Annotated in this window: 31 protein-coding genes; 16 read left to right on the plus strand and 15 right to left on the minus strand. The window is 63.3% G+C overall.

Annotated elements, in window-relative coordinates; translation table 11 throughout:
- The first annotated feature begins 198 nt into the window (after positions 1-198).
- Positions 199-2,334, plus strand: coding sequence for an acylase (locus tag ENHY17A_RS09300; protein ID WP_201296375.1), 2,136 nt, complete (start codon positions 199-201; stop codon positions 2,332-2,334).
- A gap of 36 nt (positions 2,335-2,370) precedes the next feature.
- On the opposite strand, the gene ENHY17A_RS09305 is transcribed toward ENHY17A_RS09300, so the two are convergent.
- A complete protein-coding gene (locus tag ENHY17A_RS09305) occupies positions 2,371-3,168 on the minus strand; it encodes a glycosyltransferase family 2 protein (protein WP_159712131.1) in 798 nt (265 codons plus the stop codon).
- Positions 3,165-4,241 carry a glycosyltransferase gene (locus tag ENHY17A_RS09310; RefSeq protein ID WP_159712132.1) on the minus strand — a complete coding sequence of 359 codons (1,077 nt, stop codon included), beginning with the start codon at positions 4,239-4,241 and terminating at the stop codon, positions 3,165-3,167. The genes ENHY17A_RS09305 and ENHY17A_RS09310 overlap by 4 nt, the downstream gene beginning before the upstream one ends.
- A 39-nt stretch (positions 4,242-4,280) precedes the next feature.
- Between ENHY17A_RS09310 and ENHY17A_RS09315 the strand changes: the two genes are divergently transcribed.
- From ENHY17A_RS09315 to ENHY17A_RS09360, 10 genes are all read left to right on the plus strand, one after another.
- Complete coding sequence (locus ENHY17A_RS09315) at positions 4,281-5,054, plus strand: glycosyltransferase (RefSeq protein ID WP_159712134.1); 774 nt, start codon at positions 4,281-4,283, stop codon at positions 5,052-5,054.
- Positions 5,051-6,052 (plus strand): hypothetical protein, encoded by a 1,002-nt coding sequence (locus tag ENHY17A_RS09320; RefSeq protein WP_159712136.1) that lies wholly within the window; start codon positions 5,051-5,053, stop codon positions 6,050-6,052. Before ENHY17A_RS09315 ends, ENHY17A_RS09320 begins: the two co-directional genes overlap by 4 nt.
- A 36-nt stretch (positions 6,053-6,088) precedes the next feature.
- A complete protein-coding gene (locus ENHY17A_RS09325) occupies positions 6,089-8,998 on the plus strand; it encodes a M16 family metallopeptidase (RefSeq protein WP_159712138.1) in 2,910 nt (969 codons plus the stop codon).
- 26 nt (positions 8,999-9,024) lie between these two features.
- Positions 9,025-9,327, plus strand: a complete 303-nt coding sequence (locus ENHY17A_RS09330) for a hypothetical protein (RefSeq protein ID WP_159712140.1) — start codon at positions 9,025-9,027, stop codon at positions 9,325-9,327.
- Positions 9,328-9,521: 194 nt separating this feature from the next.
- Positions 9,522-9,875, plus strand: coding sequence for a phasin family protein (locus tag ENHY17A_RS09335; protein WP_159712142.1), 354 nt, complete (start codon positions 9,522-9,524; stop codon positions 9,873-9,875).
- Positions 9,876-9,951: 76 nt separating this feature from the next.
- Positions 9,952-10,728: a molybdate ABC transporter substrate-binding protein gene (gene modA, locus ENHY17A_RS09340; protein ID WP_159712144.1), complete on the plus strand. Its 777-nt coding sequence runs from the start codon at positions 9,952-9,954 to the stop codon at positions 10,726-10,728.
- Entirely contained in the window at positions 10,725-11,441 is a 717-nt protein-coding gene (modB, locus tag ENHY17A_RS09345) for a molybdate ABC transporter permease subunit (RefSeq protein ID WP_159712145.1), read from the plus strand. The genes modA and modB overlap by 4 nt, the downstream gene beginning before the upstream one ends.
- A 33-nt stretch (positions 11,442-11,474) precedes the next feature.
- Entirely contained in the window at positions 11,475-11,921 is a 447-nt protein-coding gene (locus ENHY17A_RS09350; protein ID WP_159712146.1) for a PRC-barrel domain containing protein, read from the plus strand.
- Between the two features lie 190 nt (positions 11,922-12,111).
- Positions 12,112-13,515, plus strand: a complete 1,404-nt coding sequence (locus tag ENHY17A_RS09355) for a hypothetical protein (protein ID WP_236547838.1) — start codon at positions 12,112-12,114, stop codon at positions 13,513-13,515.
- Positions 13,516-13,585: 70 nt separating this feature from the next.
- Positions 13,586-14,113, plus strand: a complete 528-nt coding sequence (locus ENHY17A_RS09360; RefSeq protein WP_159712148.1) for an acyloxyacyl hydrolase — start codon at positions 13,586-13,588, stop codon at positions 14,111-14,113.
- A 71-nt stretch (positions 14,114-14,184) separates the two neighbouring features.
- Here the strand turns inward: ENHY17A_RS09360 and ENHY17A_RS09365 are convergent, their stop codons facing one another.
- The 3 genes from ENHY17A_RS09365 to rplJ form a co-directional block, all read right to left on the minus strand.
- The gene (locus ENHY17A_RS09365; RefSeq protein ID WP_159712149.1) at positions 14,185-15,360 is read right to left on the minus strand and encodes a tetratricopeptide repeat protein; all 1,176 of its coding nucleotides are present in this window, start codon (positions 15,358-15,360) and stop codon (positions 14,185-14,187) included.
- Between the two features lie 367 nt (positions 15,361-15,727).
- Positions 15,728-16,102, minus strand: a complete 375-nt coding sequence (gene rplL / locus ENHY17A_RS09370; RefSeq protein ID WP_159712150.1) for a 50S ribosomal protein L7/L12 — start codon at positions 16,100-16,102, stop codon at positions 15,728-15,730.
- A 57-nt stretch (positions 16,103-16,159) separates the two neighbouring features.
- The gene (gene rplJ, locus ENHY17A_RS09375; protein WP_159712151.1) at positions 16,160-16,675 is read right to left on the minus strand and encodes a 50S ribosomal protein L10; all 516 of its coding nucleotides are present in this window, start codon (positions 16,673-16,675) and stop codon (positions 16,160-16,162) included.
- A gap of 584 nt (positions 16,676-17,259) precedes the next feature.
- On the opposite strand from rplJ, the gene ENHY17A_RS09380 reads away from it, so the two are divergent.
- Positions 17,260-17,826: a L,D-transpeptidase family protein gene (locus ENHY17A_RS09380; protein ID WP_236547839.1), complete on the plus strand. Its 567-nt coding sequence runs from the start codon at positions 17,260-17,262 to the stop codon at positions 17,824-17,826.
- Positions 17,827-17,843: 17 nt separating this feature from the next.
- On the opposite strand, the gene ENHY17A_RS09385 is transcribed toward ENHY17A_RS09380, so the two are convergent.
- The 5 genes from ENHY17A_RS09385 to rplK form a co-directional block, all read right to left on the minus strand.
- Complete coding sequence (locus tag ENHY17A_RS09385; RefSeq protein WP_159712152.1) at positions 17,844-18,221, minus strand: VOC family protein; 378 nt, start codon at positions 18,219-18,221, stop codon at positions 17,844-17,846.
- Positions 18,222-18,524: 303 nt separating this feature from the next.
- The gene (locus tag ENHY17A_RS09390) at positions 18,525-18,842 is read right to left on the minus strand and encodes a hypothetical protein (RefSeq protein ID WP_236547841.1); all 318 of its coding nucleotides are present in this window, start codon (positions 18,840-18,842) and stop codon (positions 18,525-18,527) included.
- A gap of 17 nt (positions 18,843-18,859) precedes the next feature.
- A complete protein-coding gene (locus ENHY17A_RS09395) occupies positions 18,860-20,332 on the minus strand; it encodes a L,D-transpeptidase family protein (protein WP_159712154.1) in 1,473 nt (490 codons plus the stop codon).
- A 292-nt stretch (positions 20,333-20,624) separates the two neighbouring features.
- Positions 20,625-21,317 (minus strand): 50S ribosomal protein L1, encoded by a 693-nt coding sequence (rplA, locus tag ENHY17A_RS09400; RefSeq protein ID WP_159712155.1) that lies wholly within the window; start codon positions 21,315-21,317, stop codon positions 20,625-20,627.
- Between the two features lie 4 nt (positions 21,318-21,321).
- Entirely contained in the window at positions 21,322-21,753 is a 432-nt protein-coding gene (gene rplK / locus ENHY17A_RS09405; protein WP_159712156.1) for a 50S ribosomal protein L11, read from the minus strand.
- Positions 21,754-22,022: 269 nt separating this feature from the next.
- Between rplK and ENHY17A_RS09410 the strand changes: the two genes are divergently transcribed.
- The 4 genes from ENHY17A_RS09410 (at position 22,023) to ENHY17A_RS09420 (ending at position 23,217) form a co-directional block, all read left to right on the plus strand.
- Positions 22,023-22,361 carry a hypothetical protein gene (locus ENHY17A_RS09410; protein WP_159712157.1) on the plus strand — a complete coding sequence of 113 codons (339 nt, stop codon included), beginning with the start codon at positions 22,023-22,025 and terminating at the stop codon, positions 22,359-22,361.
- A 57-nt stretch (positions 22,362-22,418) separates the two neighbouring features.
- Positions 22,419-22,604 (plus strand): DUF4136 domain-containing protein, encoded by a 186-nt coding sequence (locus ENHY17A_RS09415; RefSeq protein ID WP_236547842.1) that lies wholly within the window; start codon positions 22,419-22,421, stop codon positions 22,602-22,604.
- Between the two features lie 75 nt (positions 22,605-22,679).
- Positions 22,680-22,814 carry a hypothetical protein gene (locus tag ENHY17A_RS14830; RefSeq protein WP_268893993.1) on the plus strand — a complete coding sequence of 45 codons (135 nt, stop codon included), beginning with the start codon at positions 22,680-22,682 and terminating at the stop codon, positions 22,812-22,814.
- A complete protein-coding gene (locus ENHY17A_RS09420; RefSeq protein WP_159712159.1) occupies positions 22,804-23,217 on the plus strand; it encodes a type II toxin-antitoxin system death-on-curing family toxin in 414 nt (137 codons plus the stop codon). Before ENHY17A_RS14830 ends, ENHY17A_RS09420 begins: the two co-directional genes overlap by 11 nt.
- Before the next feature lie 21 nt (positions 23,218-23,238).
- Here the strand turns inward: ENHY17A_RS09420 and ENHY17A_RS09425 are convergent, their stop codons facing one another.
- The 5 genes from ENHY17A_RS09425 to ENHY17A_RS09445 form a co-directional block, all read right to left on the minus strand.
- Positions 23,239-23,724, minus strand: a complete 486-nt coding sequence (locus tag ENHY17A_RS09425) for a TIGR02391 family protein (protein ID WP_159712160.1) — start codon at positions 23,722-23,724, stop codon at positions 23,239-23,241.
- Positions 23,717-24,343: a DUF5343 domain-containing protein gene (locus tag ENHY17A_RS09430; protein ID WP_201296376.1), complete on the minus strand. Its 627-nt coding sequence runs from the start codon at positions 24,341-24,343 to the stop codon at positions 23,717-23,719. The genes ENHY17A_RS09425 and ENHY17A_RS09430 overlap by 8 nt, the downstream gene beginning before the upstream one ends.
- Before the next feature lie 452 nt (positions 24,344-24,795).
- Positions 24,796-25,332: a transcription termination/antitermination protein NusG gene (gene nusG, locus ENHY17A_RS09435; RefSeq protein WP_159712164.1), complete on the minus strand. Its 537-nt coding sequence runs from the start codon at positions 25,330-25,332 to the stop codon at positions 24,796-24,798.
- A 55-nt stretch (positions 25,333-25,387) separates the two neighbouring features.
- The gene (gene secE, locus ENHY17A_RS09440; protein WP_159712166.1) at positions 25,388-25,585 is read right to left on the minus strand and encodes a preprotein translocase subunit SecE; all 198 of its coding nucleotides are present in this window, start codon (positions 25,583-25,585) and stop codon (positions 25,388-25,390) included.
- Positions 25,586-25,870: 285 nt separating this feature from the next.
- A complete protein-coding gene (locus tag ENHY17A_RS09445) occupies positions 25,871-26,284 on the minus strand; it encodes a DUF4168 domain-containing protein (RefSeq protein WP_159712168.1) in 414 nt (137 codons plus the stop codon).
- Between the last annotated feature and the right edge of the window lie 12 nt (positions 26,285-26,296).

Genomic DNA, 26,296 nt, shown 5'->3' on the forward strand with positions numbered 1-26,296 from the left:
AGGGAGTTGTGCATATCGTTTGGCAGGTTCCCGCATTTCCGCGGAACAGTTGGAAGCGGTGATCAGAAAGGTTGAACCGGCAACCGTGCTGATGCTGAGCAACGTCTCAGATGTGCCATATCGCTGCGTCGGTGGGGTCATCTACCAAGCACAAACGCGAAAGCTCGCAATTAAGCTCGTGACCGAGGCGGCACCGCAATGAAGTGGCTGCGGCGTGTCGGGATCGGGCTAGTCCTGTTGGTGGTGGTCGTCGCGATCAGCCTGGCGGTGTGGGAGCCGCTGGCATCGCAATCGGCAGAGGCACCGCCGCCGCGCGACTATGACGTGGTGATCGTCCGCGACGATTTCGGCGTCCCCTATATCTATGGCGCGACCGATGCCGATGTCGCGCACGGTATCGCCTATGCCCATTCGGAGGATGATTTCGCGACCCTGCAGGAAGCGATCGCGATGACGCGCGGGCGGCTTGGGGCGATGACCGGTGCGGACGGGGCAAAGACCGATTATGCGCTCCACCTGCTGCGCGCGCGCGATACGGTTGCGCGCGATTACGATGCCCAGCCTGCCGACGTGAGGGCGTTGCTTGATGGGTATGCTGCAGGGCTCAACCTTTATGCTGCGCGGCATCCGGGCGATGTCCGTCTGGCTAAACTGTTCCCGGTCAACGGGCGCGATGTGGCTGCCGGGTTCGTGTTGCGATCGCCATTCTTCTTCGGGCTGGACAGCGTGCTGGGGGCACTGACCGCGAACGAGGCACTGCCGCTGGAGGCCAGCGGGCGGCTGCCCAATGCGCCCAACGTCACGCCCGCCGGACCGAGCGAAATCGAGAAGGGGTCGAACGCCTTTGCCGTTGCGCCGTCGCGATCGACCGACGGCGCGACGCGGCTGGTGTCCAATTCGCACCAGCCGTGGCGCGGCGGAGTGGCGTGGTACGAGCTCGTCGTGAAATCGGGCGAAGGCTGGCATTTTGCGGGCGCGACTTTTCCCGGCGTGCCCTATCCGTTGCTGGGGCATAACCGCACGCTGGGGTGGACCAACACGGTCAACCGGCCCGATCTGATCGATATCTACAAGCTCGAACTGGACGAGAGCGGCGACCGCTATCGGCTGGATGGTCAGTGGCGGACGCTGGAGAAGCATCGCGTGTGGCTGCGTGCCAAGGTCGGGCCGTTCGTGCTGCCGGTGCCGCAGACGCTGTATCGGTCGGTGCATGGTCCGGTGATCGTCAACGATCAGGGCGCGTTCGCGGTGCGCTATGCGGGCATCGACCAGATGCGGATGGTCGAGCAATATTACCGGCTGAACAAGGCGCGCGACTGGGCCGAATGGGAAGCGGCGATGCGCATACGCGGCGTGCCTGCGACCAATTTCATCTATGCCGACGATAGCGGGCGGATCGCCATGATCTATAACGCGATGTTCCCCGACCGACGGCCCGGTTTCGATTATTCGAAGGTGTTGCCGGGCAACACCTCCCGCGCGATCTGGCCACGTGAGGTGCCGTGGAAGCGAACGCCGATGGTAATGGCCCCGGCGTCCGGCTTCGTCATCAACGCCAATCATACGCCCTTCTGGGCAGCGGGGCCGGGGTCGGAGATGAACCCGGCGGATTACTCGCCGTTACTGGGGATCGAGCGCAACGTCACCAATCGCGGCACACGATCAATCGAGTTGATGGCGGCGGACTCGTCGATCAGCCGCGCGGAGTTGGAGGCAATCAAGTACGACACCGCGGTCAGCCGCCAGAGCTGGGCGGGCGGCTGGTTCGACAACCTGTTGAAGGTCGACGATCAGGGTGACGATCAGGTCCGCGCGGCCAAGGCGTTGCTGGCGCGCTGGGACTGGAATTACGACGGGCAGGGGCCAGCCGATGCGATTGCGGTGCTGCTGCTGCGCGAAGGGAATCGCTGCCATTACCGCAACAAGGAATGCGTGCTGCCCTTCGACGGATTGAAGCGCTCCGCCGAGCATTTGGCCGAGCATTTCGGGCGGCTCGATCCGCCGCTGGGCGAGGTGCTTCGGTTGCGGCAGGGGGATGTGGACTTGCCGCTGGACGGTGGGCCGGACGTGCTGCGGGCCATGGCATTGTGGGACGTGCATGACGACGGGCGGCTCGCGGTGCGGCATGGCGACAGCTATCTGATGTTCGCAGAATGGGACCGGGCGGGGCGAGTGTCGTCGCAGTCGATCCAACCGTTCGGTGCCGCCACGACGCGGCCTGCATCCCCGCATTATGCGGACCAAGCGCCTTTGTTCGTGCGCAAGGAATTGAAGCCGGTGCATTTCTGGCCGAGCGATCTACGGACCAATGCGAAGCGAGCGTATCGGCCTTAGTTGAAGCCGTCATCCCAGCTTTCGCTGGGGTGACGATTATAGGGGGAGCCAGCTTTTCTCACGCAGGTTGAGGTGGGTCAGCTTGCGGCGCGCCAGCCTCGGGCCGAGGAAGCGATAGAAATACCAGTCCTTCAGCGCGAACGGCGTGGCGTGGTAAAGCAGCCGCTCGGCGAGCGTCCAGCGCACCCGGCGGCGGTCGGAACGGCGTGGCGAGGGGATGCACCAGAAGTCATAGGGATAGACCGCGCGACCGAGTTTCAGCAGCCGCTGCATCACCTCGTGATCCATCAGCACATAGGGCCAGTGCTTTTCCGAATAGCCGCCGGCGCGGACCAACGCATCGGTGCGAAAACTCTGGCCGAAGCCGCCGGTGTGGGTCTGGCGCGGCCATAGCCGACTGGCGATCCGCGACCGGATGAAGCGCTTTTGCCGCGCCTCCGGGCCATTGGGCGGGGCGGGAACATCGACTGCCATCACGGCCACTACTCCCGAGCCGCCCGCATCAAATGCAGCTTGCGCGGTGGCGAGATAATCGGGCGGGTAGAAGGTGTCGGCATCGCCGAACGCGACCAGTTCGGTCGTGATGTGCGGCATGGCGGCTTCCAGCGCGTGAACCTTGCCGGGACGCTGCTCGGATAGGTGGACCGTCTCGACTCCCGTCATCTCGGCGGTGGCCTCACGCGCCAGCGCGGCGGAGGTGTCGGTCGATCCATTATCGACCAGCACCAGCCGGAACGGTCGCGCGGTCTGTGCGGCGAGCGACGCCAGGGTGGCCGGCAGGTAATCGGCTTCGTTGAAATAGGCGATGACGAAGGTCCAGCGGGGTGCGGTCACCGGCTTGCCTCGATGGGCTGGGCGACTTCGATCAGTTTGCGGCACGCGGCTTCGCTCGATCGCGGGCCGTGGGTGGCGACGACGTGCTCGCGTGCCGACCGCGCCTTTGCGGCCAGCGTGCCGGGCGCGCCGAGCAACTGCGCGACTTCGGCGCGGAAATTGCTATCGTTCACCAATATGCCGGTCGAGGGCGGCACGACATCGGCACCGATGCGGTCGTCGAGCGCTGCGACCGGCAGCCCGCATGCCATCGCCTCGGGAATGGCGCGCGGGAACCAGTCCTTGCGCCCCGCATGAAAGAACAACCGCGCCTTGACCAGCGTCGCGGGCAGGTCGGTATGGGCGACATGGCCCAGCCAGTCGATCCGCGGAAAGCGCCGCCGCAGGTCGAACCGCATCGGACCGTCGCCCGCGACCGCGACGCGGTGCGTTTGCGAGAGGGCTCCGATCTCGTCGAAAGATTTGTAAGGGATCAGGCGGCTGACCGCGATCACATCCCAGCGGTTGCGCACAGTCGGAATCGGCGCGAAGCGGTCGGTGTCGATCGTCTTGGGAAGCCGAACCATGCGCTCAAGCGCGATCGGTTTGCGCCAGAAGCGCCATTCGGGCTGCATCAACAGCATCTCCTGTCGCGAGGATTCGGTCAGGATCAGATGTGCGTCGGTCAGAATGGCGTTCCACACCGTGCCGCCGATGATGACGGCATAGCCGCGTTCGTCGGGGGCCAGCACGCGTGCGTGCAGGTCGAGCCCAGCCGCGCCGTCGCTACCGATCAGCACGAACAGGTCCGCGCGGTCCTTCCGCGTTGCCTCGCACATCGCATCGCTGATCTGCGCGCGGGGAGGCGCTTCGGGGTTGCTCGCCGCGAACAATCTTACTTTCAGCGTGCCGATATCCGCGACCGCGATTTCGGTATCGAGCGCTGCGTCGCGGACGCCCCACAACTCGACATCGACTCCCATCGCCTTTAACAGCGCAGGCATACGGCGATCGCGATTGTCCCAGGCCAGCCATTCCGACAGGTCGGGCGTCGCATAATGCGTTGGATAGGTCAGCACGAACACGATGCGCATGTCGTCCGCTAACAAGAAGCCCTTGGACTGGCTAGCCGCATGATCTGGTCCGATGTCGGTGCACGCATCTCGTGCGTGATGGTCACTGCCAACCGCGCGGCCATGGCGCGCCGTGCAGTGCGCTGTTTCCTCGACCAGAGCTGGTCGAACCGAGAACTGGTGATCGTAGATGACGGAGCGGAGGATTATTCGGCCATCCTGTCGGCGATCCCCGCCGACCGGCTGATCTATCATCGAATCGCAAAGAGCACCGACAACAATCTGGGAAGGCTCAGAAACCTGTCGCTTGATCTGGCGCGGGGCGATTTGGTCGCACAATGGGACGATGACGATTGGTATCATCCCGAACGGCTTAAGCGTCAGGCAGGTGCAATCACGGGCGATAAGCGGGCCTGCGTGCTGGCCGCGACGCTGATGCATCTCGACGCGCCCGAATGGATGGACCGACCCTATATCGGCAGCCTCAATCCCGGCGTGCCCGGCACGATCCTCCACCGCGCTGATCCCAGCGCGCGTTACCCCGAAGAGCGTCGCGGCGAGGACACCGTCTTTCTCGATCATTGGCCGCGCGATCAACTGGCGGTGCTCGATGCGTCGCATCTGTTCCTGCGCGCCTTTCACGGATCGAACACCTGGGAACGCGCGCATTTCGAACGCCGCGTCCGCAACAGTGTGGCAAGCGCGATCGAATATGCCCTGCGCAAGGCGACCGGTATGTTGTCGGGCCATAGTCGCTTCCGGCTGCCGCCCGACGCGCAGCGCGCATTCGAAGCCTATCGCGGGCAATCGCGCGCTCTGGGACTGCTGCCGTGAATGCCCGGCTGGAAGCGCTTCAGGCGTGGACCGAAACGCCCGCGGGCAAATGGACGGGGCGCGGGTTTCGCTGGGCTTTCTTTGCGGGCGTGATCGGTTGGCTGGTGCTGAAGGTCAGCGCGATCGGCTGGCGAGAGGTGCTGGGGTCGCTGCCAACCACGCCCTGGTTCTACATCCTGTTCGTCGTGATGTTCGTCGCGCTACCCGTCACCGAGACGCTGATCTTTCGGCTGCTGCTCGACCGGCGCATCGGCATTCGCGACGTAGGCGTGTTCATTCGAAAGCGTGTCTTCAATTCGGCATTCGTGGGCTATTCGGGCGAGCTTTACCTGTTCGTCTGGGCGAAGCGGCATCTGGGGCTGCCTGCCAAGCGCGCTGCACACGGGGTGAAGGACAATGCGGTGCTGTCGGCGCTGGCGTCGGCGGCGGTAACGGCAGGGTTGCTCGCGGCATTCTGGATGACGGGGCAGGCGGCGCTGGTCGCGAGTTGGCTCGATTCGGGGGCGGGAAAGTTCGCGGCGACGGCGTTGGCGCTCGCCTTCCTCCTCCCCGTGCTGCTGCGCTTTCGAAAGAGCATCATCGCGGTCCCCGGTCGAATCGCCGCGACGGTGTGGGGCATCCATATGGTGCGCATCACCGGCGTGCTGCTGCTCCAGGCGGTGCAATGGTGGGTGGTGCTGCCGAACCAGAGCTGGACAACCTGGCTGATCTTCCTGACTGCCCAGATGGTCATTTCGCGCCTGCCCTTCATTCCCAATCGCGACCTGCTGTTCCTGTCGGCAGGGCTGGAGATGAGCAACGTGATCGACGGTCCCCGCGCGGCTATGGCGGCGGTGTTGCTGGCGGGTGGCGCGCTGACCCAGGGGGCAAACCTGTTGTTTTTCATCGCGACTTCTTTTGGTCAACGCGCCCCCGCGGAACTGGCTGAGGGCGATGGAATGACATCCAACGACGACGAAGCGACTGAATCGGTTGCGAAAGAGGATGGTGTCGTATAGCCCTATGGCACTTACCTCGGGGAGAGAGATTACATCATGTTCGCACGGATCGCGCTTGCCCTAGCCAGCACCACCGCCCTTGCCGGTGGCGCACTGGCCCCCGCTTATGCCCAGACCGCCGCACCCGCGCCTGCCCAGGCCGCGCCGCTGTCCGAACTCGTCACCGCCATCGACATTCCGTACGAGGAATTCACGTTGTCGAACGGCTTGCGCGTGATCGTGCATACCGATCGCAAGGCACCGATCGTCGGCACCTCGATCTGGTACGATGTCGGCTCTAAGCACGAGCCCAAAGGCAAGACGGGATTCGCGCATCTGTTCGAACATCTGATGTTCAACGGATCGGAAAACGCGCCTGGCGACTTTTTCGAACCGCTGCGTTCGATCGGCGCGACCGACCTGAACGGCACCACCAATTTCGACCGCACCAATTATTTCCAGACGGTGCCCAAAGCGGCACTCGACCGGTTGCTGTTCCTCGAATCGGATCGCATGGGCTATCTGCTCGGTGCCATCACCCAGGGTGTGCTCGACGAGCAGCGCGGCGTGGTTCAGAACGAAAAGCGCCAGGGCGACAACCGTCCTTATGGCTTGCTCTATTACAGCGTCCTCGAAGGACTTTATGGAGAAGGCCACCCCTATTCGCACTCGCCGATCGGATCGATGGCCGACCTTCAGGCCGCCAGCCTTGAGGATGTAAAGACCTGGTTCCGCTCCTATTACGGCCCCAACAACGCAGTGCTGGTGCTTGCGGGCGACATCGACGCCCGCGAAGCGCGGCCCTTGGTCGAGAAATATTTCGGCAAGATTCCGCGTGGCCCCGAAACCGTCACGCCCGCTATCAATGTTCCGACGCTTTCGGCCCCCAAAACCGATACGCTGAAGGACACGGTTGCCGCCACGCTCATCTATCGCGCGTGGAGCGGCCCCGGCCTTAACGATCCAGAATCCACCGCGCTTGAGGTCGCAGCGTCGGTGCTGGGCGGCTTGGCCAGTTCGCGGATGAACAATATCCTGGTGCGCGACGAAAAGCTGGCGGTGCAGGTCAGCGCGTCCATGCAGACGCTGGCCAACGGCAGCATCTTCGGCGTTCAGGCAGTCGCACGCCCCGGCGTCGATCCCAAGGTGTTGAGCGCGCGGATCGATGCGATCGTCGCCGATTTCCTGGCAAAGGGGCCGACCGCTGACGAGGTCGCGCGTGTCGCGACCAACACGGTGTCGGGTCGCCTGTCGGGACTGGAGGCGGTCGGCGGATTCGGCGGCAAAGCGGTGACGCTGGCGTCGGGCGCGCTCTATTCGGACAATCCCGCATTCTACAAAACGCAGCTCGAGCGGCTGGCCAAGGTGACCCCCGATCAGGTGCGCGCGGCATCCAACAAATGGTTGAAACGCCCCGCCTATACCGCGATCGTCGAACCCGGTGAACGCGAAGCTTACGTCGAGGCCCAATCGGTTGCGGCCGCGGGCGGTGGGGCGGCTCCCGCTGCGGTTGCCGCTCCGGCGGCACCGACGCAGGCGGCGGCCACCGGTCCGGTTCAGGGCACGCGCGGCGCGCTGCCTGCGGTCGGCGACGTCAGCGACATCGACTTCCCTGAAGTCGAGCGGACGAAGCTGTCGAACGGGATCGAGGTGATCTATGCCCAGCGCGACGCGGTGCCGATCACCCAGATGGTGGTAAGCTTCGATGCCGGACAGGTCGCCGACCCCGCCAACCGCCTGGGCACCCAGAGCCTGGCACTGCAAGTGATGAGCGAAGCGACCACCAGCTTGGACGCCAATGCGCTGTCGCAGGCCAAGGAGCGGCTGGGCGCGCGGATCGGTGGCGGATCGAGTTCGGATCGCACCTTCACGACGCTCTACACCCCCAGCGCCAATCTGGCGGGCTCCACCCAGTTGCTGGCGGACGTGACGCGCAATCCGGCATTCTCGGCGACCGAAGTCGATCGCATCCGCGTCCAGTTGCTGACCGCCATCCAGCAGGAACTGCGCGACCCCCAGGGCCTCGCTAACCGCGCGGTGCTCAAATCGCTCTATCCCGCCAATTCGCCCTATGCGAAACTGGCGGCGGGTGCCGGCGACCCGGCGGTGGTCCAGACGCTGACCCGCGACGAACTGGCGGCGTTCCACCAGGCATGGATTCGCCCCGAAAAGGCGAAGATCTTCGTCGTCTCGGATCGGCCGCTGGCCGAAATCCGAAACGCGCTCGACGCCAATTTCGGCAATTGGCGCGCGCAGGGCACGGCTGGCACCAAGCAGTTCGGACCGCTGGCGCCCACCGCCCAGTCGAAAATCATTCTGGTCGATCGTCCCAATTCGCCGCAATCGGTGATCGTCGGTGCGCAGATCACCGAACTCGCGCCGAAGGGCGAATTGCTGGCGGAATTGACGGCCAACGAAGTGCTGGGGTCGGGCTTCCTCAGCCGCATCAACATGGACTTGCGCGAGGCCAAGGGCTGGTCATACGGCGCGCGAGGCGGCTTCAACCGGCTCGAAAACGCAGTGTCCTATGTGATTTCGGCACCGGTTCAAGCGGACCGGACCGGAGAGGCGATTGCATCGACCCGGGAACAGGTCGACCAGTTCCTGTCCACTAACGGCGTGACCCAGGTCGAGTTCGATCGCACCGTGACCGGCAACATTCGCGGGCTGGCGGGCAATTTCGAGACCGCGGGCAACGTGCTCAGCGCGATGCAAGCGAACGACCTGTACGGGCGTCCCGACGATTATCAGGACACGATCGCACAAAAATATCGTGCGTTGGATGCAGCGCAGCTTGACGCTGCGGCACGCGGGGCGCTCGACCCCGAAAACTTCGTCTGGGTGGTTGTGGGCGACGCGAAACAGGTCCGCCCACAGCTTGACAGCCTTGGGCTCCCGGTGGAGGTCATGACCCTGACGCCGACTGCTCCGGCCGCGCCTGCGGCCGCTGCGACCGGCGCGGAATGACGATTTCAGATCAGGAGAGACAGAACATGGCCAATGTGGATGGAAGCTGGGAAACGGTCACCAAGTCGCCGATGGGCGACCAGACGGCGACGCTGACCGTGAACAGCGCGGGCGACAGCTTCACCGGCACCCAGTCGGGCGCGATGGGCACGACCGAGATCAAGAATGGCAAGGTCGATGGCGACACGCTGTCCTGGCAGATCGACATGACCATCCCGATGCCGATGACGCTGACCTGCGAAGCGACCGTCGATGGCGATGCCATCAACGGCACCGTGACCGCGGGCGCATTCGGCAGTTTCCCGATGTCGGGTACGCGCAAGGGCTGATCCTTATTCGGGGTTGAAATGACGGGGCCGGGTCCGGTGAGCGCCAGACCCGGCCCTTGTCATGTCTTGTACGTCCGACGGGACGTTGTGGCAGGCGGGTCGGACCGGGACCGTAAGGGAACCAAGCAGCGGGTGAAGCGTCCACGCATCTGACGAACACGCCGCCCGACAGGCGGGATGCGAGAGGAAGCGACATGGCCAAGAAGTCCAGCGATCAGGCAGCCGATGCCGCCAAGCAGTCGGGTGAAGCGATGACCGACCAGATGCGCGCGGCCGCCGAACGGATGCAGGCAACCGGGAGCGCCGTCGCCGACAGCTCTTCCCAGCTCGGAACCAAGATGCTCGACCAGGCCGAGGCCAACACCCAGGAAGCGTTTCGGGCGATGCGCGCCGCCGCCCAGGCCAATGACGTGTCCGAGGTGATGCGCATTCAGGCCGAATATCTGCGCGATCAAGGCAGCCGATCGGTCACTCAGGCGCGTGAGATCGGAGAGCTGATCGCCAGTTTCGGGCGCAACGCGATCGGATCAATGACCAGGAAGGACTGACTTGTACCCGGCACGGACGGGGCGGCTTACAGTTTGAGACGTTTACCGCCACATCCGTTTCGCGCATGACGGGCCGATGAGACGGATAACGATCGGTCTGATGGCGGCATTGCTGATCACCGGCCTTGGATGGTGGTTGGCGAGCGAGCGCGATCCCATGCCGCAAGGCCCGCTGGTGCTTGCGGCGGCGAGTATGCAGAGCGCGCTGGACGAGGTCGCGGCCATCTGGACCGCACAGGGTCATCCGCCGCCGGTTCTGTCCTATGCCGCATCCTCCGCGATCGCGCGTCAGGCGATGGCGGGTGCGCGTGCCGATTTGCTCATCACTGCCGACCGCGACTGGATGGACCGGGCTGAAGCGGCAGGCGTCGTGATCGAGGGCAGTCGCGCCGATCTCGTCGCCAACCGCATCGTGCTGGTCGCGCCGCGTGGATCCACGATCGCGCTCGACCTCGTGCCGGGTGCCCCGTTGGCATCGGCGTTGGGGGAGGGGAGATTGGCGATGGCCGATCCCGACGCGGTGCCCGCCGGACGCTATGGCAAGGCGGCGTTGACGCGGCTCAATCTGTGGCAGGCGGTGGAACTGCGTGTTGCACGTGCCGAAAATGTCCGAGCGGCGCTGGCGCTGGTCGAACGCGGCGCCGCGCCGCTCGGGGTCGTCTATGCCACCGATGCCGCGCAGTCGGATGCCGTGCGCGTGGTCGCGACGTTCGACGCATCGTTGCATCCTCCCATCCGCTATCCAGTCGCGCTGCTGACCGCGGGCGAGCGTGAAGGGGCGGCCTTCCGCAAATTTCTGACCGAGCCGCAAGCGCAGGCGGTCTTTGCACGTCACGGTTTCGCACGACCATGATTTCCGACGCTGAATGGCAGGTCGTCGCCTTATCGTTGCGCGTCGGGCTGGTCGCGGTCGGGGCGACGCTGCCGTTGGCCTATGCGCTGGCCTGGCTGCTCGCGCGACGCGAGTTTCCGGGCAAGCTGCTGCTCGACGGGGCGATCCATTTGCCGCTGGTGGTGCCACCCGTCGTGACCGGCTGGCTGTTGTTGCTGGCCTTCGCGCCCGCCGGTCCCCTGGGGCGCATCATCGAGGCGATAACGGGGGGCACCGTGTTGTTCCGCTGGACCGGAGCGGCGATCGCGGCGGGCGTCATGGCGCTACCGCTGATGGTACGCGCCATGCGGCTGGGGATCGAAGCCGTCGACGTGCGGATGGAGGGAGTGGCGCGGACGCTGGGAGCAGGGCGCTGGCGCAGCTTTTCCCGCGTCACATTGCCGCTTAGCCTGCCTGGCATCCTTGCGGGTGTCGTTCTTGGCTTTGCGCGGGCGCTTGGCGAATTCGGCGCGACGATCACCTTCGTCTCGAACGTACCGGGAGAAACCCGGACGCTGCCGATCGCCATCTATTCGCTGCTCCAGACGCCGGGTGGAGAGGGGGCGGTCTTGCGATTGGCGATTATTTCGGTGGTGCTGTCACTGGGGGCGCTGGTGATGAGCGAATGGATCGCGCGGCGCGGGTCCCGAAACCGCAATGCCGCGATGCAACGAACCGGCTCCGTTACGGGTTGATCCTTGCGACAGCGCAATCACGGAGCTTACCCCATGACTATTTCAACCCGCGTCATCGCCATGACCGGTGCCGCCCTGCTCGTCACCGCGTGCAACAACGACGAACCCACTCCGCCGCCTGCCAACGACATGGCCACCCAGGCCAGCATGGGCACGACCCCCGGCGATACCAACATGATGGTCGCAGCACCGGTCGATGCCGTCGCGTTCGGTTTGACCGAGCAGCAACTGCTCGACGCCGATTTCAAGGATTGGCGCGGCGACGATCTTGGCGACGTAGAGGCGCTGGAGCGCGACACCGGCGGCACCGTCACGCACCTGATCGTCGAGATCGAGGAGACCGATCCCGACCGCTACGTGCGCGTGCCGGTGGACGGGTTGCAGCGCGTCGCCGACGGAGACGATTGGGACGTGCGCGGCCAATACACGCACGACCAGTTGATGGCACTGCCCCAGATACCCGCCCAACCGGGCTGGTAACGCACGAAGCTGACGGAGTCGTCTGGCGAGCGGCAGGGCAGTGTCGCCTTGATCCAAACCGGGCGCACGCAAGCAATTTGTCGTTACGTTGGCTCGGTTCGTCGCGAATGAGGGCAGATTTTGCTGGCATTCAGGCGTGAATGGCTCGTTGAGGGTGGCGATGCCCATTTCCCGATCCGTTCGATTCCCCGTGTTGCGTGCCGTCCTCATGACGATGGCGTCGGTGCTCGCCTTGGCGAGTGACCCCGCGCTTGCCCAGAACACCCAGGAAAGCTTCGTCCCCCCGATGGGGAACTGGTCGCTGCCGCCCTCTGGTCAGCAGGCACCCGAGCCGACACCGACACCCGCACCGCAGCAAACCCAAACGCCGGCTCAGCCGCCGGTCGTGGTCCCGACGATCACCCCGCGGCCTGCGCCCGCCACCCAACCTCGAGCGACGACCCCGCAATCGACTCCGACGCCCGCGCCGCGACAGGCGACACCCGCGCCGACCCCTGCGATCGAGACGCAGCCACAGGGTCAGGCACCCACCGACACCATCCCGGTGCCGCTGCCCGACGTTGCCGAGCCGACCCCGCAACCGCTGCCCGATGCGACTCCGGTGCCCGGCACGATCGACCAGCCATCGGGCGGATTGCCGCGCTGGCTGGTCGCGCTCGTCGCGCTGGCACTGGCGGGCGGGGCCGGTTGGTTCCTGTTCCGTCGCCGCCGTCGCACCGCCGATGAGGCCTATGCGGACGAGACGCACGAGGTTCTGCAACCGGTAGCCGATGTCGAGCCCGTCGTGCCGCGCGCAGAACCGCGTGCGCCAATTGCGCCGGTCCCTGTACGTCGCGTGCCGGGCGAAGTCACGAGTCCGGCAGTCCGCCGCGCGGTGCCCGGTGCGCCGACGCCGCCCAAGCCCGCCGCAGCCTCAATTCCGGTCCCTGCTCCGGCGGCGAGCGATGCTACGCTGCCAAAGGGGTTGATCACCACGCGCATCCCTGCACTCGGTCGTGCCAGCCCGCCCCCTTCGCCTGATCCGTTGGCGACCAAGCCGACCGCCGCACCCGTGGTGCCGCTGCCGCCGCCGATGCCACGTCCACGCGCCAATGGCGGCGGGCTGGGTTTCATCCTCAATGCCCAGCGCATCACGATCAGCATGACGCAGTTGATGCTCGAATTCGAACTGATCGCGGAAAACCATACCGACTTTGCGGTTTCCTCGCTCGACGTCGCGACCGCGATGCTCACCGCGCATGCCGATCAGGACGCCCAGATCGCGCGTTTCTTTGCCGAACGCCCGGAGTCGCCCGCGACCGCGCTGGACGTCGGCCCGCAAATGGCACGCGGCCTGAATGGAAAGCTGTCGATGCCACTCGGCCAAGTGAATCCGGTCGAAACGGGCGGGCGCAGCTATTGCGTACCGATCATGATGATCGATGCGCGCTACACATGGGCGGACGGGCGCGAAGAACGTAAATCGGTCGCGTTCGTGCTGGGGAAGGGCGCACAGGATGCAAACAAGCTAGGCCCGATCTTCCTCGACCGCGGCCCCGGCGTAACGCGAGAGGTTGGCGCGCGCCTTCACACGCCTCTGCGCAAGGCGAGTTGAGGCCGACCGCTTCCGCTTGCAACTTTGCCTGGCACCGTCATGCTGCGCATATTCGATCGGGAGAGTGGCGTTGAGAATTCCGGCAGTACTGGTTGCGGCGGCGCTTGCGGCTCCGCTCCCTGCGGCGGCGCAGGAAATATGGGGCGGCATCGCCGCGCATGGCGTGGAGACTCCTTTCACAAAGGATATCGGCGAGCGCGGGATCGACCTTCAGGCTGGATACCGGTTCGCGCCGGTGGAGGCCTTGTCGGCGATCGGTTCGCCTGAGCCCTATGTCGTCGCCGTCGTGAATCTCGACGGTGAGACCAAGCTGCTTGCTGCCGGGCTAAGCTGGAAGCTGGGCGACCGCGTCTATGTCCGCCCCGGCATCGGTATCGCCATTCACGACGGCCCCGATTTCCGAGTCGATCCGGCGACCAACCTGCGTACCGACCTGGGCAGCCGCGTGCTGTTCGAACCCGAACTCGCGGTCGGCTTTCAGGCAAGCGAACGCCTGTCGATCGAGGCGAGCTGGATCCATGTCAGCCACGCACAATTGTTCGGCGGCCAGAATCCGGGGCTGGATATCATCGGCGTGCGTGCGAACTTGCGGCTTTGAGGAAGCATGTGCGATTGTTGAAATGCGAAAAGTGTCTCTGACATCCAGTTGCCGGGGGTTGCAATACGGCTTCAGTTTGATTTTCGTTGACCTTGCGTCAACGACGCCAACCAAAAAAAAGCGAGATCGCTGTAAGGCCCGCCCCCCGGTCGTGTCGCCGCAGCGCGGAACGTGGCTTCGGCCTCTGCTTTCCGACCAGCGCGCAACTCCGACATGCCCAGTCTAATTTGTGTCCCGACATTGTCCGGCGTCGCCGATCTTGTCGGTGATACACTTCGGATCGACATCGCCCGGTCCACTTCGGCGATTATCTCGCGTGTCGGCGATTTTCCTGCATCCAGCAGGCCCCGCGTTATGCCCTCGTCGAGCACCGCCTTTGCCTCGCTCGGCTCCCCAGATTGGTTGAGAAGTTGGGCCATACGCTGATATTCGGCCGCTTGAGCAAACGCGTTTACATGGCGGGTAAGGCGTAGCAGATCGATTTCCAGCGCACCCTCAGGCGCGGTCAATTCCCGGTAAACGACCAATGCGGCGCGCCAGTTGGCTGGCGTCGGATAAGCGGTGACGAGCGTCCGTGCGGCGTCGATGCCCGGTGTTTCCAGACTGGCTTGCTGAGCAATGCTAAGTTGCTGTCGATACCATCCCTCCGGTGCTGCCTGACCGAGGCCTTTGCGCGTGACGATGGCGCGCTGCAGCAAATCGATTGCACCAAGCGCGTCCTTCTGCGCCAGCCGGACCTGCGCTAGATTGGCGAACACATCGGGGTCGGACGGCGTCAATTCGGCCAATCGTGCCCAGTGTTTTCCCGCCGTGTCAAAATCGCCTGTTTGATATGCGATTTGCCCGCGCGCCGCCAAGTGACCGGGCAGCCTGTCGGGCCTGGTGAGTTGGCTTGCGACCAGCACGTCAAGCGCTTGCGCGCGCATCGCATCGTCGTCGCGCCGCCTGCCGATCTCCAGCTCATAAAGCGCCAGGGCATAGCGCGCGTCACGACCGCTCGCGACACGACGCGCCTCTGCCAACGCACGCTCCTGAGAAGCACTCTGCCCGCTGCGGACTAAATTGCCCAGTTTTGACAGCGCCTTCATTTCCTGAGGCGAGACTGCAATCTTGCTCCCGCCGATCTCCATGACGGCGCTGACCTGCTGGCGCGTGGCGGCGACCGAACAGGCTGTGCCGCCGACACCGGCGACGACCATCGTAACGACAGCTAATCGGTTGAACGCCACTCCCCACATCAGGTTCATGGGCCGAGCGTGTTCGTGACCTAGTTTGCCAAGCTTCCCGGCTGGCCTGTTCGGAGCTGCCACCTGCGGGCCTTTCTTCGCATATTCAAGCTTTCTTCGGCATGTCTAGCGTCGTAATCTTTTGCTACCGAGGGGCTTTGCATGTTCAGACTGCCTGCCCCTCGGCAGCGCCGCAATGGGCGAGTGCGGTGCCGTTACGTTCAAAACCAAAAGAGGGGCGGCTCATTGCTGGACCGCCCCTCTTTTGGTTTTGAACGTAGCCAACTCGCCACGGCCGTCACGGGAGTGAATCCCGTGCCGTCGGACAGCTTCGCTGCCGGCCGGCCTTGGCGGGGGCGGACCCTTGGGTCCGCGTCCCGCCTGCGGCTTACTTGACTTCGACGGTGCCGCCGGCTGCTTCGATCTGAGCCTTGATCTTGTCGGCTTCGTCCTTGTTGACGCCTTCCTTGATCGGCTTCGGCGCGCCTTCGACGAGCGCCTTTGCTTCGGTCAGACCCAGGCCGGTCAGGGCGCGGACTTCCTTGATGACGTTGATCTTCTTGCCACCATCGCCGGTCAAGATCACGTCGAATTCGGTCTTTTCTTCGGCTGCGGGTGCTGCTGCACCGCCGCCTGCTGCAGGTGCTGCAACCGCTGCTGCGGCCGAGACGCCCCACTTTTCTTCGAGCAGCTTCGAAAGCTCTGCTGCTTCGAGGACGGTCAGTTCGGAAAGCTGGTCAACCAGCTTGTTCAGGTCTGCCATGGTATAAATCCTATCAAATCAATCGGTTGATAAAGTATCTGGTGTTCCGCAAGCCGCTTATGCGGCTTCCTTCTCGCTGTACGCCGCCAAAACGCGGGCAAGCTGTGCCGCCGGTGCCTGAGTGATCGTCGCGATCTTGGTTGCAGGTGCAACCAGCAGACCCACGAGCTTCGCACGCAGTTCGTCCAGCGATGGCAGCGATGCCAGCGCCTTCACACCGTCCGCGTCGAGTACGGTCTTGCCCATCGCGCCGCCGACGATCTCGATACGATCGTTGGTCTTGGCGAATTCGACCACTGCCTTGGCGGCAGCCACCGGATCGGTCGAGGTGGCAAGCGCCGTGGGACCGGTCAGCAGGTCGGCGAGCGACCCGTAATCGGTTCCTTCGAGCGCGATGATGGCAAGGCGGTTCTTTGCGACCTTATAGCTCGCACCGGCGTCGCGCATCTTGTTGCGGAGGTCCGTCGATTGCTTGACGGTCATCCCGAGGTTGCGGGTGACGACCACCACGCCGACCTCATTGAAGGTGCGGTTCAGCTCGGCGACGGCGTCGGTCTTCTGGGAACGATCCATGCCGGTCTCCTTACGAATGAACCGGCTCCCCATGAGCCGGCTCGGGTAACGCCGAACGGCCAGGCGCAAGGCCCGGTCGATCGGTAGTTGTCCAAGGGGGCATGGTCGTCGCGGCCAGGATAGTGGCACATGACCCGAACGCTCAGGGGTAACCCGGCATCGGAAAAAACGCATTCCCCGTCTAGGCGAGAGATCAAGGCTGGCAAATCCAGCCACTCGCTGTCTCGGACGGCGTCGCGAGCGGGCGAACCCGAACACGACAAGCCGCGCGCAATAGCGGGATGGGCGGGGGAGTCAAGGGCGGTGGCTCATTAGACGCATGCCCGCGCACTCACCGTCACCCCGGCCGAAGTGCCGGGGTCCACCGGGCGGCAAGCGTGAACGCCGCAGACGATGCGGTGCGCAAGTGGCTTAGTGGACCCCGGCACTTCGGCCGGGGTGACGGTTGATGGTGGCGAACTCCGTTAACCAAAATACCCTTTACGCCCACCAAACCTGTTCCATTCACGGACAGTCGAAATCAGCCCCTGCCCGAATCGCTGCAAGATGCGTTATGAAGCGTATCAGAACAGGAGGCAGGGGCGATGCAGTTGGTTAATGCGAAGGGGTTGTTTGAAAGCGGATGGAAACTGGCGATTGCGCTGTTTCTGTTGTCGTTCTCGCCTCAGGTTTCCGCAAACACTGCCGCCACCAGCGCGAACAACGTCCGCGTGGTGATGGAATTGCCGTCGCCGCTGGAGCCCGGCGAGTTCGCCTGGGATACCGAAGGCGCCACCAGCGGGCCTCTCTGGGTCGTCGTCGATCTGGAGGTGTCGCGCATCTATGTGTATCGCGGCGGGGTCGAGATCGGGCGCGCGGCGGTCAACCTCGGCACCGATCGCAAGCCGACGCCCACCGGCACTTTTCCGATCTTGCAGAAGAAGGTCGATCACACCTCGAACATCTATGTCGGCGCACCAATGCCCTACATGATGCGCCTGACCTGGACCGGCATCGCCATCCACGGCAGCAATGTCGATCCCGGCGCAGTGACGCGCGGATGCGTTGGCGTGCCGGTCGATTTCGCCGAGAAGCTCTATCCGCTGGCCGGGTTGGGAACAAAGGTCACTGTGACGCGCAACTGGATGCCGCATATCTATCGCCGGGCATGAGGCGTCGCGCTGCGAGTTCAGGCAGCGACGAAAGTGAGCGCTTCGATCTTGTTGCCGTCCGGATCGCGGACGAACGCGGCGTAGTAGTTCGCATCATATTCGGGACGCAGGCCCGGTTCGCCGTCGCTTATCCCGCCATGTTCGATCGCGGTGCGATAGAAGGCGTCGACCGCCACGCGCTTTTCCACCTCGAACGCGATATGGACACCGTTTCCCGGCGTCGCGGGCGCGCCGTCTGTCGGCAGATTGAGGCTAAAGACCGTTATCCCCGCGCCATAGCCAACCGCCTCTTCGGCGTCGAAGGTGCGTCGCATCCCCAGTTCGCCCATTACCGCGTCATAGAAGGCGCGTGCGCGCGACATGTTACTTGTGCCGAGGGAGACATGGTGGATCATAACCTTAAAAACGTGCTGACTTGACGTCAGGTTCCGGCCTCTTACGGCCTACGCGCGTCAATCGACGGTCGCGGCGCCCGTGAGCGGGCCGGGTCCATCGCGCGGTCCGGGGGCGGGCGAAGCCGTGGCCAGCCCGTCGTCGTCCGAACGCCCAGGACGGTTCGGCGGCGGCAGTCCGAGACGCCGGTAAATTGCCGAAATCAACGCCCGCTCATCTCCGGTGGGCTTTGGCCGGCCGAGCAGGTCTTTGACGGGCATGACCGATGTCACCCTTGCTCAGGCCGTCGCCAAGCGTTCGCGGCGCTAATCCTGAACCGGCTCCACCGGCGCATCCTCGGGCGGTGCATTGCGATCGACCCGTGCGGTCATCCCCGCTGCCTCCGCATCGAATTGGATCTGCGCCTCGTCTGGCAGAGGTTCGGGTGTCGGGGTGGGCGTGGGGGTCGGCGTTTCGATCGGCAGGGGAGCCGGCTCGATCATTGGATCGGGACCGTTGAGAACCGGCTCCTCGATTTCGAACTCGGCGATATTCTCCTCGACCGGCGCGGGCTCGGGCTCATCCGAACAGGCGACCAGCATCAGTGCGGGGAGGGCGAGGGCGACAAGCGCGCGGGTGTTCAAGGTCATCTCTCCTGATATCAGCGGGCAGCGATCTGGCGGGCCTGGCGCGCCTCGATCTTGTCGGCCAGCTTGGTGTCCCAATTATAGGGATCGGCCCGGAAATTGATGTCGCCATTACCGCTGGCGAATGCGGTCCAATACAACAGATACACCTCGGCAGGTGTGGTCAGCTGCGCTCGCACGGTCTTGCCGCTGTCGAGCGTTTCCTGCACCTTGGTATCGTCCCATTCACTCGAGGTGCGAAGCAGGTAATTGGCAAGTTCGTGCGGCTTTTCCAAACGGATACAGCCATGACTTGCCAGCCGGTCGAAGCGGCTGAACCCGGCCTTGGCGGGGGTATCGTGCAGATAGACCGCGAACGGATTGTCGAAATCGAACTTGAAGCGCCCAAGCGCCGCCTTTGGTCCGGCAATCTGCTGCAACCGCCGGTTAGGACCTTCGCCGATGATACGGAAATCATTGGCCTTCAGATACGCATTGCCCTTGGGAAACAGTTCCTCGCGCGCAATGCTGGCGGGGACGTTCCACGGCGGGTTGAGCACGATGGAATGGATGGTCGATGACAGCATCGGCGTCTCGTCGCCGGGCTTGCCCGTGACGCCACGCATCGACATTACTGGTTTGTCACCTTCGAAGACGGTGACGACCGCGGCGGCGATGTTTACCTGGATTCGGTTGGCGGGCAGTTCGTGCGGCATCCAGCGCCAGCGTTCCATGTTCGCCATGATCTGGCGCACGCGGGCCTGTGCGGGCACGTTGAGCGCGGCGAGCGTCTGGGTCGATACTAGGCCGCTGGGGTTGAGGCCGTAGCGGCGCTGCGCGCGGATCACCGCGTCCTTGAGCGCAGCGTCGAAGCCGTCGCCGTCGGCCGATACCGTCGAATCCTCGACCGCCAGCCGCTTGCGCAGTGCCGCGACGCGCGCACCCTTGCTGCCAACGGTCAGGTCCGGCCCGGCGGGGACGCTGCTCCAGCCGCCATCGGCGACGATCTGGCGGTACCGGGTCAAGCCGGATTTCAGGCCGTCATAGCCCGCCCAGGGCGGTGGCAGGGTGGCGAACCACTGGCCGATCCGGTTTTCCTGCACGGCCTTGGCAAAGCCGGGGCGCGGGTCGAAATAGGCGGGGCGTAGCGCCCAATCCTCCTGAAAATCCTCTTCGGCCAACCGTCCGGCGTGAACCGCGCGGGCATGGTCAAGCGCGGCCGAAACCAGTGCGTCCTGCGCCGTGGAAATCGGCTGCAACCGCGTTTCGTTCGCCGCCCGCAATCCTTCGGCACGGGCATTGTTCGCGAGCAATTCGCGAAGCTCGGTCGCCTGCGCATCCGACAGCGGCGGGATCTGAACGGGGGCGGGGACGGCCTGCACCATTCGCGGCTGGTTCGTGGGCGCAGTGGCGCGCGGTGCCTGCACCTGCGGCGCGGCCTGTTGTGCAAATGCAGGGCCAGCCAGACCCGCAACCGAAACCAACCAGAGCGCCTTTGAACCGATCATCAAACTCTTTCCCTTGTCACGTCGCCCCGTTACGCCGGACGACGCTTCGTCCGTCCCTACATAGCGGGTTGTCGTCGCCAGCACAAAAGGCGGAGCAACAACATTTCATTTCTCCGGTCGTTTCGAGCCAACTCTAGAAACGCGACCGGCGTACCCAGCCCGCGTTTCTAGAGTTGGCTCGAAACGAACGGGGTGTGTGAGGCGTCAACACCCAACCCAGGCTGAACGCACAAAAAAGGGCCGGGAGACTGGCTCCCGACCCTTTGATGGTTCTGCGCGAATGGCGTCAGGTTCAGGCGATCGCGACTTCCGCGGTATCGACCTTCACGCCCGGGCCCATCGAGCTCGAAAGCGCGATCTTGCGGACATACTTGCCCTTGGCGCCCGATGGCTTGGCCTTGACCACTGCATCGACCAGCGCGTCGAAGTTCGCGCGCAGGTCTTCCGCCGGGAACGACGCCTTGCCGATGCCCGAATGGATGATCCCGGCCTTTTCGACGCGATATTCGACCTGGCCGCCCTTGGCAGCCTTGACCGCTTCGGCGACGTTCATGGTGACGGTGCCGAGCTTGGGGTTTGGCATCAGGCCCTTGGGACCCAGCACCTTACCCAGACGACCAACGACACCCATCATGTCCGGGGTCGCGATGCAGCGATCGAACTCGATCTTGCCACCCTGAATGGTTTCCATCAGGTCTTCGGCACCGACCACGTCCGCACCCGCTTCGCGTGCTTCGTCGGCCTTTGCGCCCTTGGCGAATACGCCAACGCGAACGGTCTTGCCCGTACCCTTGGGCAGGGTGACGACGCCGCGGACCATCTGGTCTGCGTGGCGGGGATCGACGCCAAGGTTCAGGGCGATTTCGACGGTTTCGTCGAATTTCGACGTCGCGTTGTCCTTCACCAGTTTGATGGCTTCGTCGATGCCGTGCAGCTTTTCGCCGTCGATCGACCAGTTCTTCTGCTTCTTGCTAATCTTGGCCATGATCTCAGCCCTCCACCACTTCGAGGCCCATTGCGCGGGCGGAGCCTTCGATGATCTTGGTCGCAGCCTCGATGTCGTTGGCGTTCAGGTCCTTCATCTTGGTCTCGGCGATCTGGGTCAGCGCCGAACGCTTGATCTTGCCAGCCGAAATCTTGCCCGGCTCCTTCGAGCCCGACTTCAGGTTCGCGGCCTTTTTGATCAGGAAGGATGCCGGCGGCGTCTTCGTTTCGAACGAGAAGGAACGGTCGGCATAGACGGTGATGACGGTCGGGATCGGCGAACCCTTTTCAAGATCGCCGGTCGACGCGTTGAACGCCTTACAGAATTCCATGATGTTGACGCCGCGCTGACCCAGCGCAGGGCCGATCGGGGGCGACGGATTTGCAGCGCCCGCGGGCACCTGCAGCTTGATATAGCCGGTAATCTTTTTTGCCATGTTTCTCACTCTGTTACGGGGTATACCGCCTGAAAGGCCGCGCCCGGTGCAAGTTTAGCGGTTCAGTCGGGTCCGTCTGGCGACGCGCCCTCCCGCAAGGTTTCCATTGAACGATCGCTGGAAGCGCGGGCTCTTATGATAAAAAGTGGTAGTCTGCAACCTGTCGTGACGGCGCGCGCGATCATCGCTTGCCTCCGTCCCGCAAACGCCCGAGCATTGCCGCCGACAAGTCGCGCGCGAATGGCGCGGGCGGCGGGAGGTTGATTGCCATGATTGCGTTGATGATGCTGACCGCCGCGCTGATGCCCGTTCAGGCCGTGGCCGCGACGACGCCCACCGCTGCGCCGGTGCCGGTTCAGTGCGCTGCGGTGCCGACGCCGGGGACGGTGACGGTCGAGCCGCTGGCCGAGGATGCCGGACCCGCCGAGGTGCGGACGGTGTTTGCCGAAGCGGTCGAACGCGCGCTGATCGATGCGAACTTCATAGCGCTGCCGGGGGCGGCGGGACAGGCGCGCTATATCGCGCGGATTGCGGTGTCGCGGCGCGCACAGGGCGAGGTGGCGGCCGATGGGCAGGAAGCGGGTGCGGCGACGCAGTTTGGCAATTAGGGCGCGGGGTTGCGGGTCACCTTGCCCTCTACCAAGTCGCAGCTTCGTGCGCTGGTGATGACCGAACTGACGATCGAACTGGTGTCGCGCGCCGAGGGCCGCGTGGTGTGGCGCGGCAGCGCGCTGACGGCGCAGGCGGATGGCACGCCGGACGATGCACCGGGGGCAGTGGCGGCAAAGCTGGCCGGGGCGGTGATGCGGGGGTTTCCGGAAGTGCGGGAGGGGGCGGTTTCGGTGCCTTGAGGGGTGCTGCGTTGACTAGCCCTTATGGTGGGCACATATTCGAACTTCGTTGAACCCCTTGGAAGGGAGGAACTCATGGCAACCGTGCGAATCCCGCTGGAGGATCAGCCTAGCTTCAAAGCGAAGCCGCAGCCCGACCTCGATCGAAAGGAACTGCGCAAGGCGCTCAACAAACAGTATAAGAACAGCCTGACCTATCTTGGTCGCTGAGCCGATCTGGCTGAGCGCGGACGATGTTCGCGAAATTCATGACGATCAAATCGCGGTGTTCGGCGGGTTGCCGGGCGAGAAGGATTTCGGGCTGATCGAAAGCGCAGTCCATGCGCCGGTCAATCTTTATCTCTATCAGGGCGAAAGTGACGTGCTGCGACTTGGCGTGCATCTCTGTCACGCGCTGGTGCGCAATCACGGGTTTCTGGATGGGAACAAGCGGACGGCGGCGGTCGCGATGATCGAATTCGTCGCGATCAACGGCTATTTGCTGATGGTGCCTGACGATGACGCCGAACAGCCAATTTTGGGGCGGTGGGTTGAGGCGATTACGGCTGGCGATTTAAGTGAGGCGCAGCTTTATGCGCGGCTGGCTGGATTTATGCGGGCGATTGCGGGGTGAATTACAGAACCGTCACGTAAGCTAAAGCCCTGCATCCAGTTGACGATCGTCCAGCCTTCTTAACAGCACTGACGCAAACGAAAGGTGATCTAAGCAGCGACCAATGGGGTCGATGTTAATCTCGTGTCCGCGTGGATTACGGATAGCCGACATGGCACCGGCGAAGATAAAGCGATATCCACCCTGTTCATCAATTTCACTAGCAGTAACTAGCCGCGTCAATTTTATCTTTGGGTTGCTGTCGGAAAACGCAGCCATCATGAGTTTATGGCCACTTTCGTTGACACCCGAAACTCGTTTTACCTCCAAGTCTATAAATTTAAACGCTTCGAACGTTGCTTGAGAATAGTGTCCGTCATCGAAGAGCTTCATCGATACACTTGCGATCTCAGGATGAATGTTTCGCTCTTCGAAGGGGTGCGCTTCGGCATCATTGACGTCCGAAGCGACACACAAATCCGAGGCTATGCGAACTAACCTTTCGAAATGTGCGAATGACTTACTCATCAATGAGATTCGCGCGGATGCTCTTGAAGATGGCGTCATAGGTTTCTTGAGAGCCGTTAGCCGGAAGGTTGATCTCGATCCTAACCGTCATGGCCATATCTCGACGACTGGGCCCCGCCGCCTCTTGGATTAGTGGTTTATCAATTTTAACTTTTGTTTCCGCATTTTTCTTTGGTGAGGCTGCGCGGGGCTTCGTTTGTCGAGGTTTAGATGAACTATTTTTAGTCGGGTTCTCATTTGCCTGAGCGTACCCCGCCAATGAACGGAATGCTTGAAAAAGCCCGGCCTGTCTTCCGCCAATGACTTCGCTGGTTTTATCGGTGGTACGAAAGTAGGAAATTAGCTCACCCCGACTGAGGGTCCACGCATCATCGCCCCGAATCTCGAAGAGATCGCTGTAAGAATCTTTGATAAGCCCTTCGAAAGACTTAGGGAAAGCATCATCACCGAGAACAAATATATCATGGCCGGTTTTGGTCCGTTTGCCCTCCCCGTCGAGCACACCGATGAACTGTAATGCGTTTATTACATAGCTCTCATTATTTGGAGCAAGAGAGAACTTTTTGACTGTTTCTGAAGTGACAGAGGATGGAAAATTTTTCCGAAGATAACCGATCATTTGGATGACGCTGCCCGGACCGGAAATATATGGGTGTGATGCCAACTCGATGCCCCCTCAAATCTCGCGCGACCCCCGTCGCTGGAACATAAGGAGTAGCTCTAATTGCTCAAACTCGCGATAAGTGCTCCGATAGCGCTTTGATCATCATGACATCTTTGAGGAAGATGCTGAACGACCAGCATTCATCTCTGTAAAATTCTATCTACCCGGCACAGGGAGCCACAACGCGATTTTACTCACCACGGGATTTCAGATCATACCGACGGTCAAGATTAGCGGCGTTGCCCTGTCGACTTTAAAGGCTCGATAAATAACATAGCAGAAGGGCAGACATTGGCCGTGGGAGTAAATCCCGCGCCGTCGGCCGGGTCGGTGCGACGCACCACCCGCCGTCCGCGCGTTCGCGTCGCCGTTGGCGAGCGGCGATTAGCTGGCGCTAATCGCCTCGCTCACTTCGACCGTTCGACCTGTTCGAAATCCAGCTCGACCGGCGTAGCGCGCCCGAAGATCGACACCGACACCTTCACCTTCGACTTGTCGAAGTCCAGTTCCTCGACCACGCCGTTGAACGACGCGAACGGGCCGTCCAGCACCTTGACCGAATCGCCGATTTCGTAATCGACCTTGATCTGCTGCTTGGGCGCGGCGGCGGCTTCTTCCTTGGTGTTCAGGATGCGCGCGGCTTCGGCTTCGGTGATCGGCTGGGGCTTGCCCGACGATCCGAGGAAGCCGGTGACCTTGGGCGTATTTTTGACGAGGTGATAGACGTCGTCGTTCATCTCAAGCTTTGCCAGCACATAGCCGGGGAAGAACTTGCGCTCCGACTGAACCTTCTTGCCGCGGCGGACTTCGGTGATGGTTTCGGTGGGCACTTCCACGCTTTCGACCAGGGCATCGAGGCCCATGCGGGTCGCGTCGGCGAGGATCTGTTCCCGCACCTTGTTCTCGAAGCCCGAATAGGCGTGAATGATGTACCAGCGCGCCATGTGATCCCGTTTCGTCTGTTCGTGTGCGTGTGAAGGCAGTGCGTGTCGGCGGGGTTTAGCCCGCGAGGCTCAGCAGATACTGAACGATCGCGTCGAAGATCGAATCCACCCCGAAGAAGAAGATGCCGAGCAGACTGGCCATGATGACGACCATCACCGCGGTCATCACCGTTTCCTTGCGGGTCGGCCAGACGACCTTTGCGGTCTCAGCCTTTACCTGGTTGATGAATTCGACGGGAGAGGTCTTTGCCACCGCAGCTGTCCTTCGCGAAATTGCGTGTCGTTCACCGGGCATAAGGCCGCTGCCCGTTTCTTCGTTGGAAGAAGTCGGTGCGGCCCATCCACGATGTCGGATTGGGGCCGGTATCTAGCGATGTGCGGGGGGAGTGACAAGGCAAAAAGGCGGCGCGCCGGTCCGGGTAAGGGGGAGGGGACCGGGCGCGCCGCCTTTATATCGTTGCCGGTTCGACCCGCGGCAGGCGGAAAAGGGGGGACAAAGCCGCCCGCCGCGGGGAACCGGTGGTATGCGTGCTCGGGCTTATTGTGCCGGAGCGGGGGCAGGCGCCGCGGTTGCGGGCGCAGGTGCCTTTGCCTGAATCGCAGCTCCGACCTTTGCCTGAAGCGCGGAATCGGCGTTCATGGCGGTGGCGATCGAATTGAAGCGTTCCGGCGTCAGGCCCGATGCGGTGACGGCGGAGGCCATCTGCGTCTGCTTCGCATCGGCGGCGACGGTCGTGTCCTTGTTGATCTTGTCGACCGCGACGACGGCGGTCGCGAACTGATCGACTTCGGCGTCGCTGACGGTTGCGCTGGTCTGTGCGGTCGCGCCAGCCGAGGGGGCTGCGGGGGCTGCGTCCTGAGCGGGGGCCGTGGTGGTGGCTTCCTGCGCCAGCGCAGGCGTTGCGGCCAGCGCCGCGGCAGTTGCGAAGATCGAGAGCGTGGTTGCTCGCATGGGATATTCTCC

Origin of the sequence: Sphingomonas sp. AX6 (assembly GCF_902506605.1) — a bacterium.
GTDB lineage: Bacteria > Pseudomonadota > Alphaproteobacteria > Sphingomonadales > Sphingomonadaceae > Sphingomonas.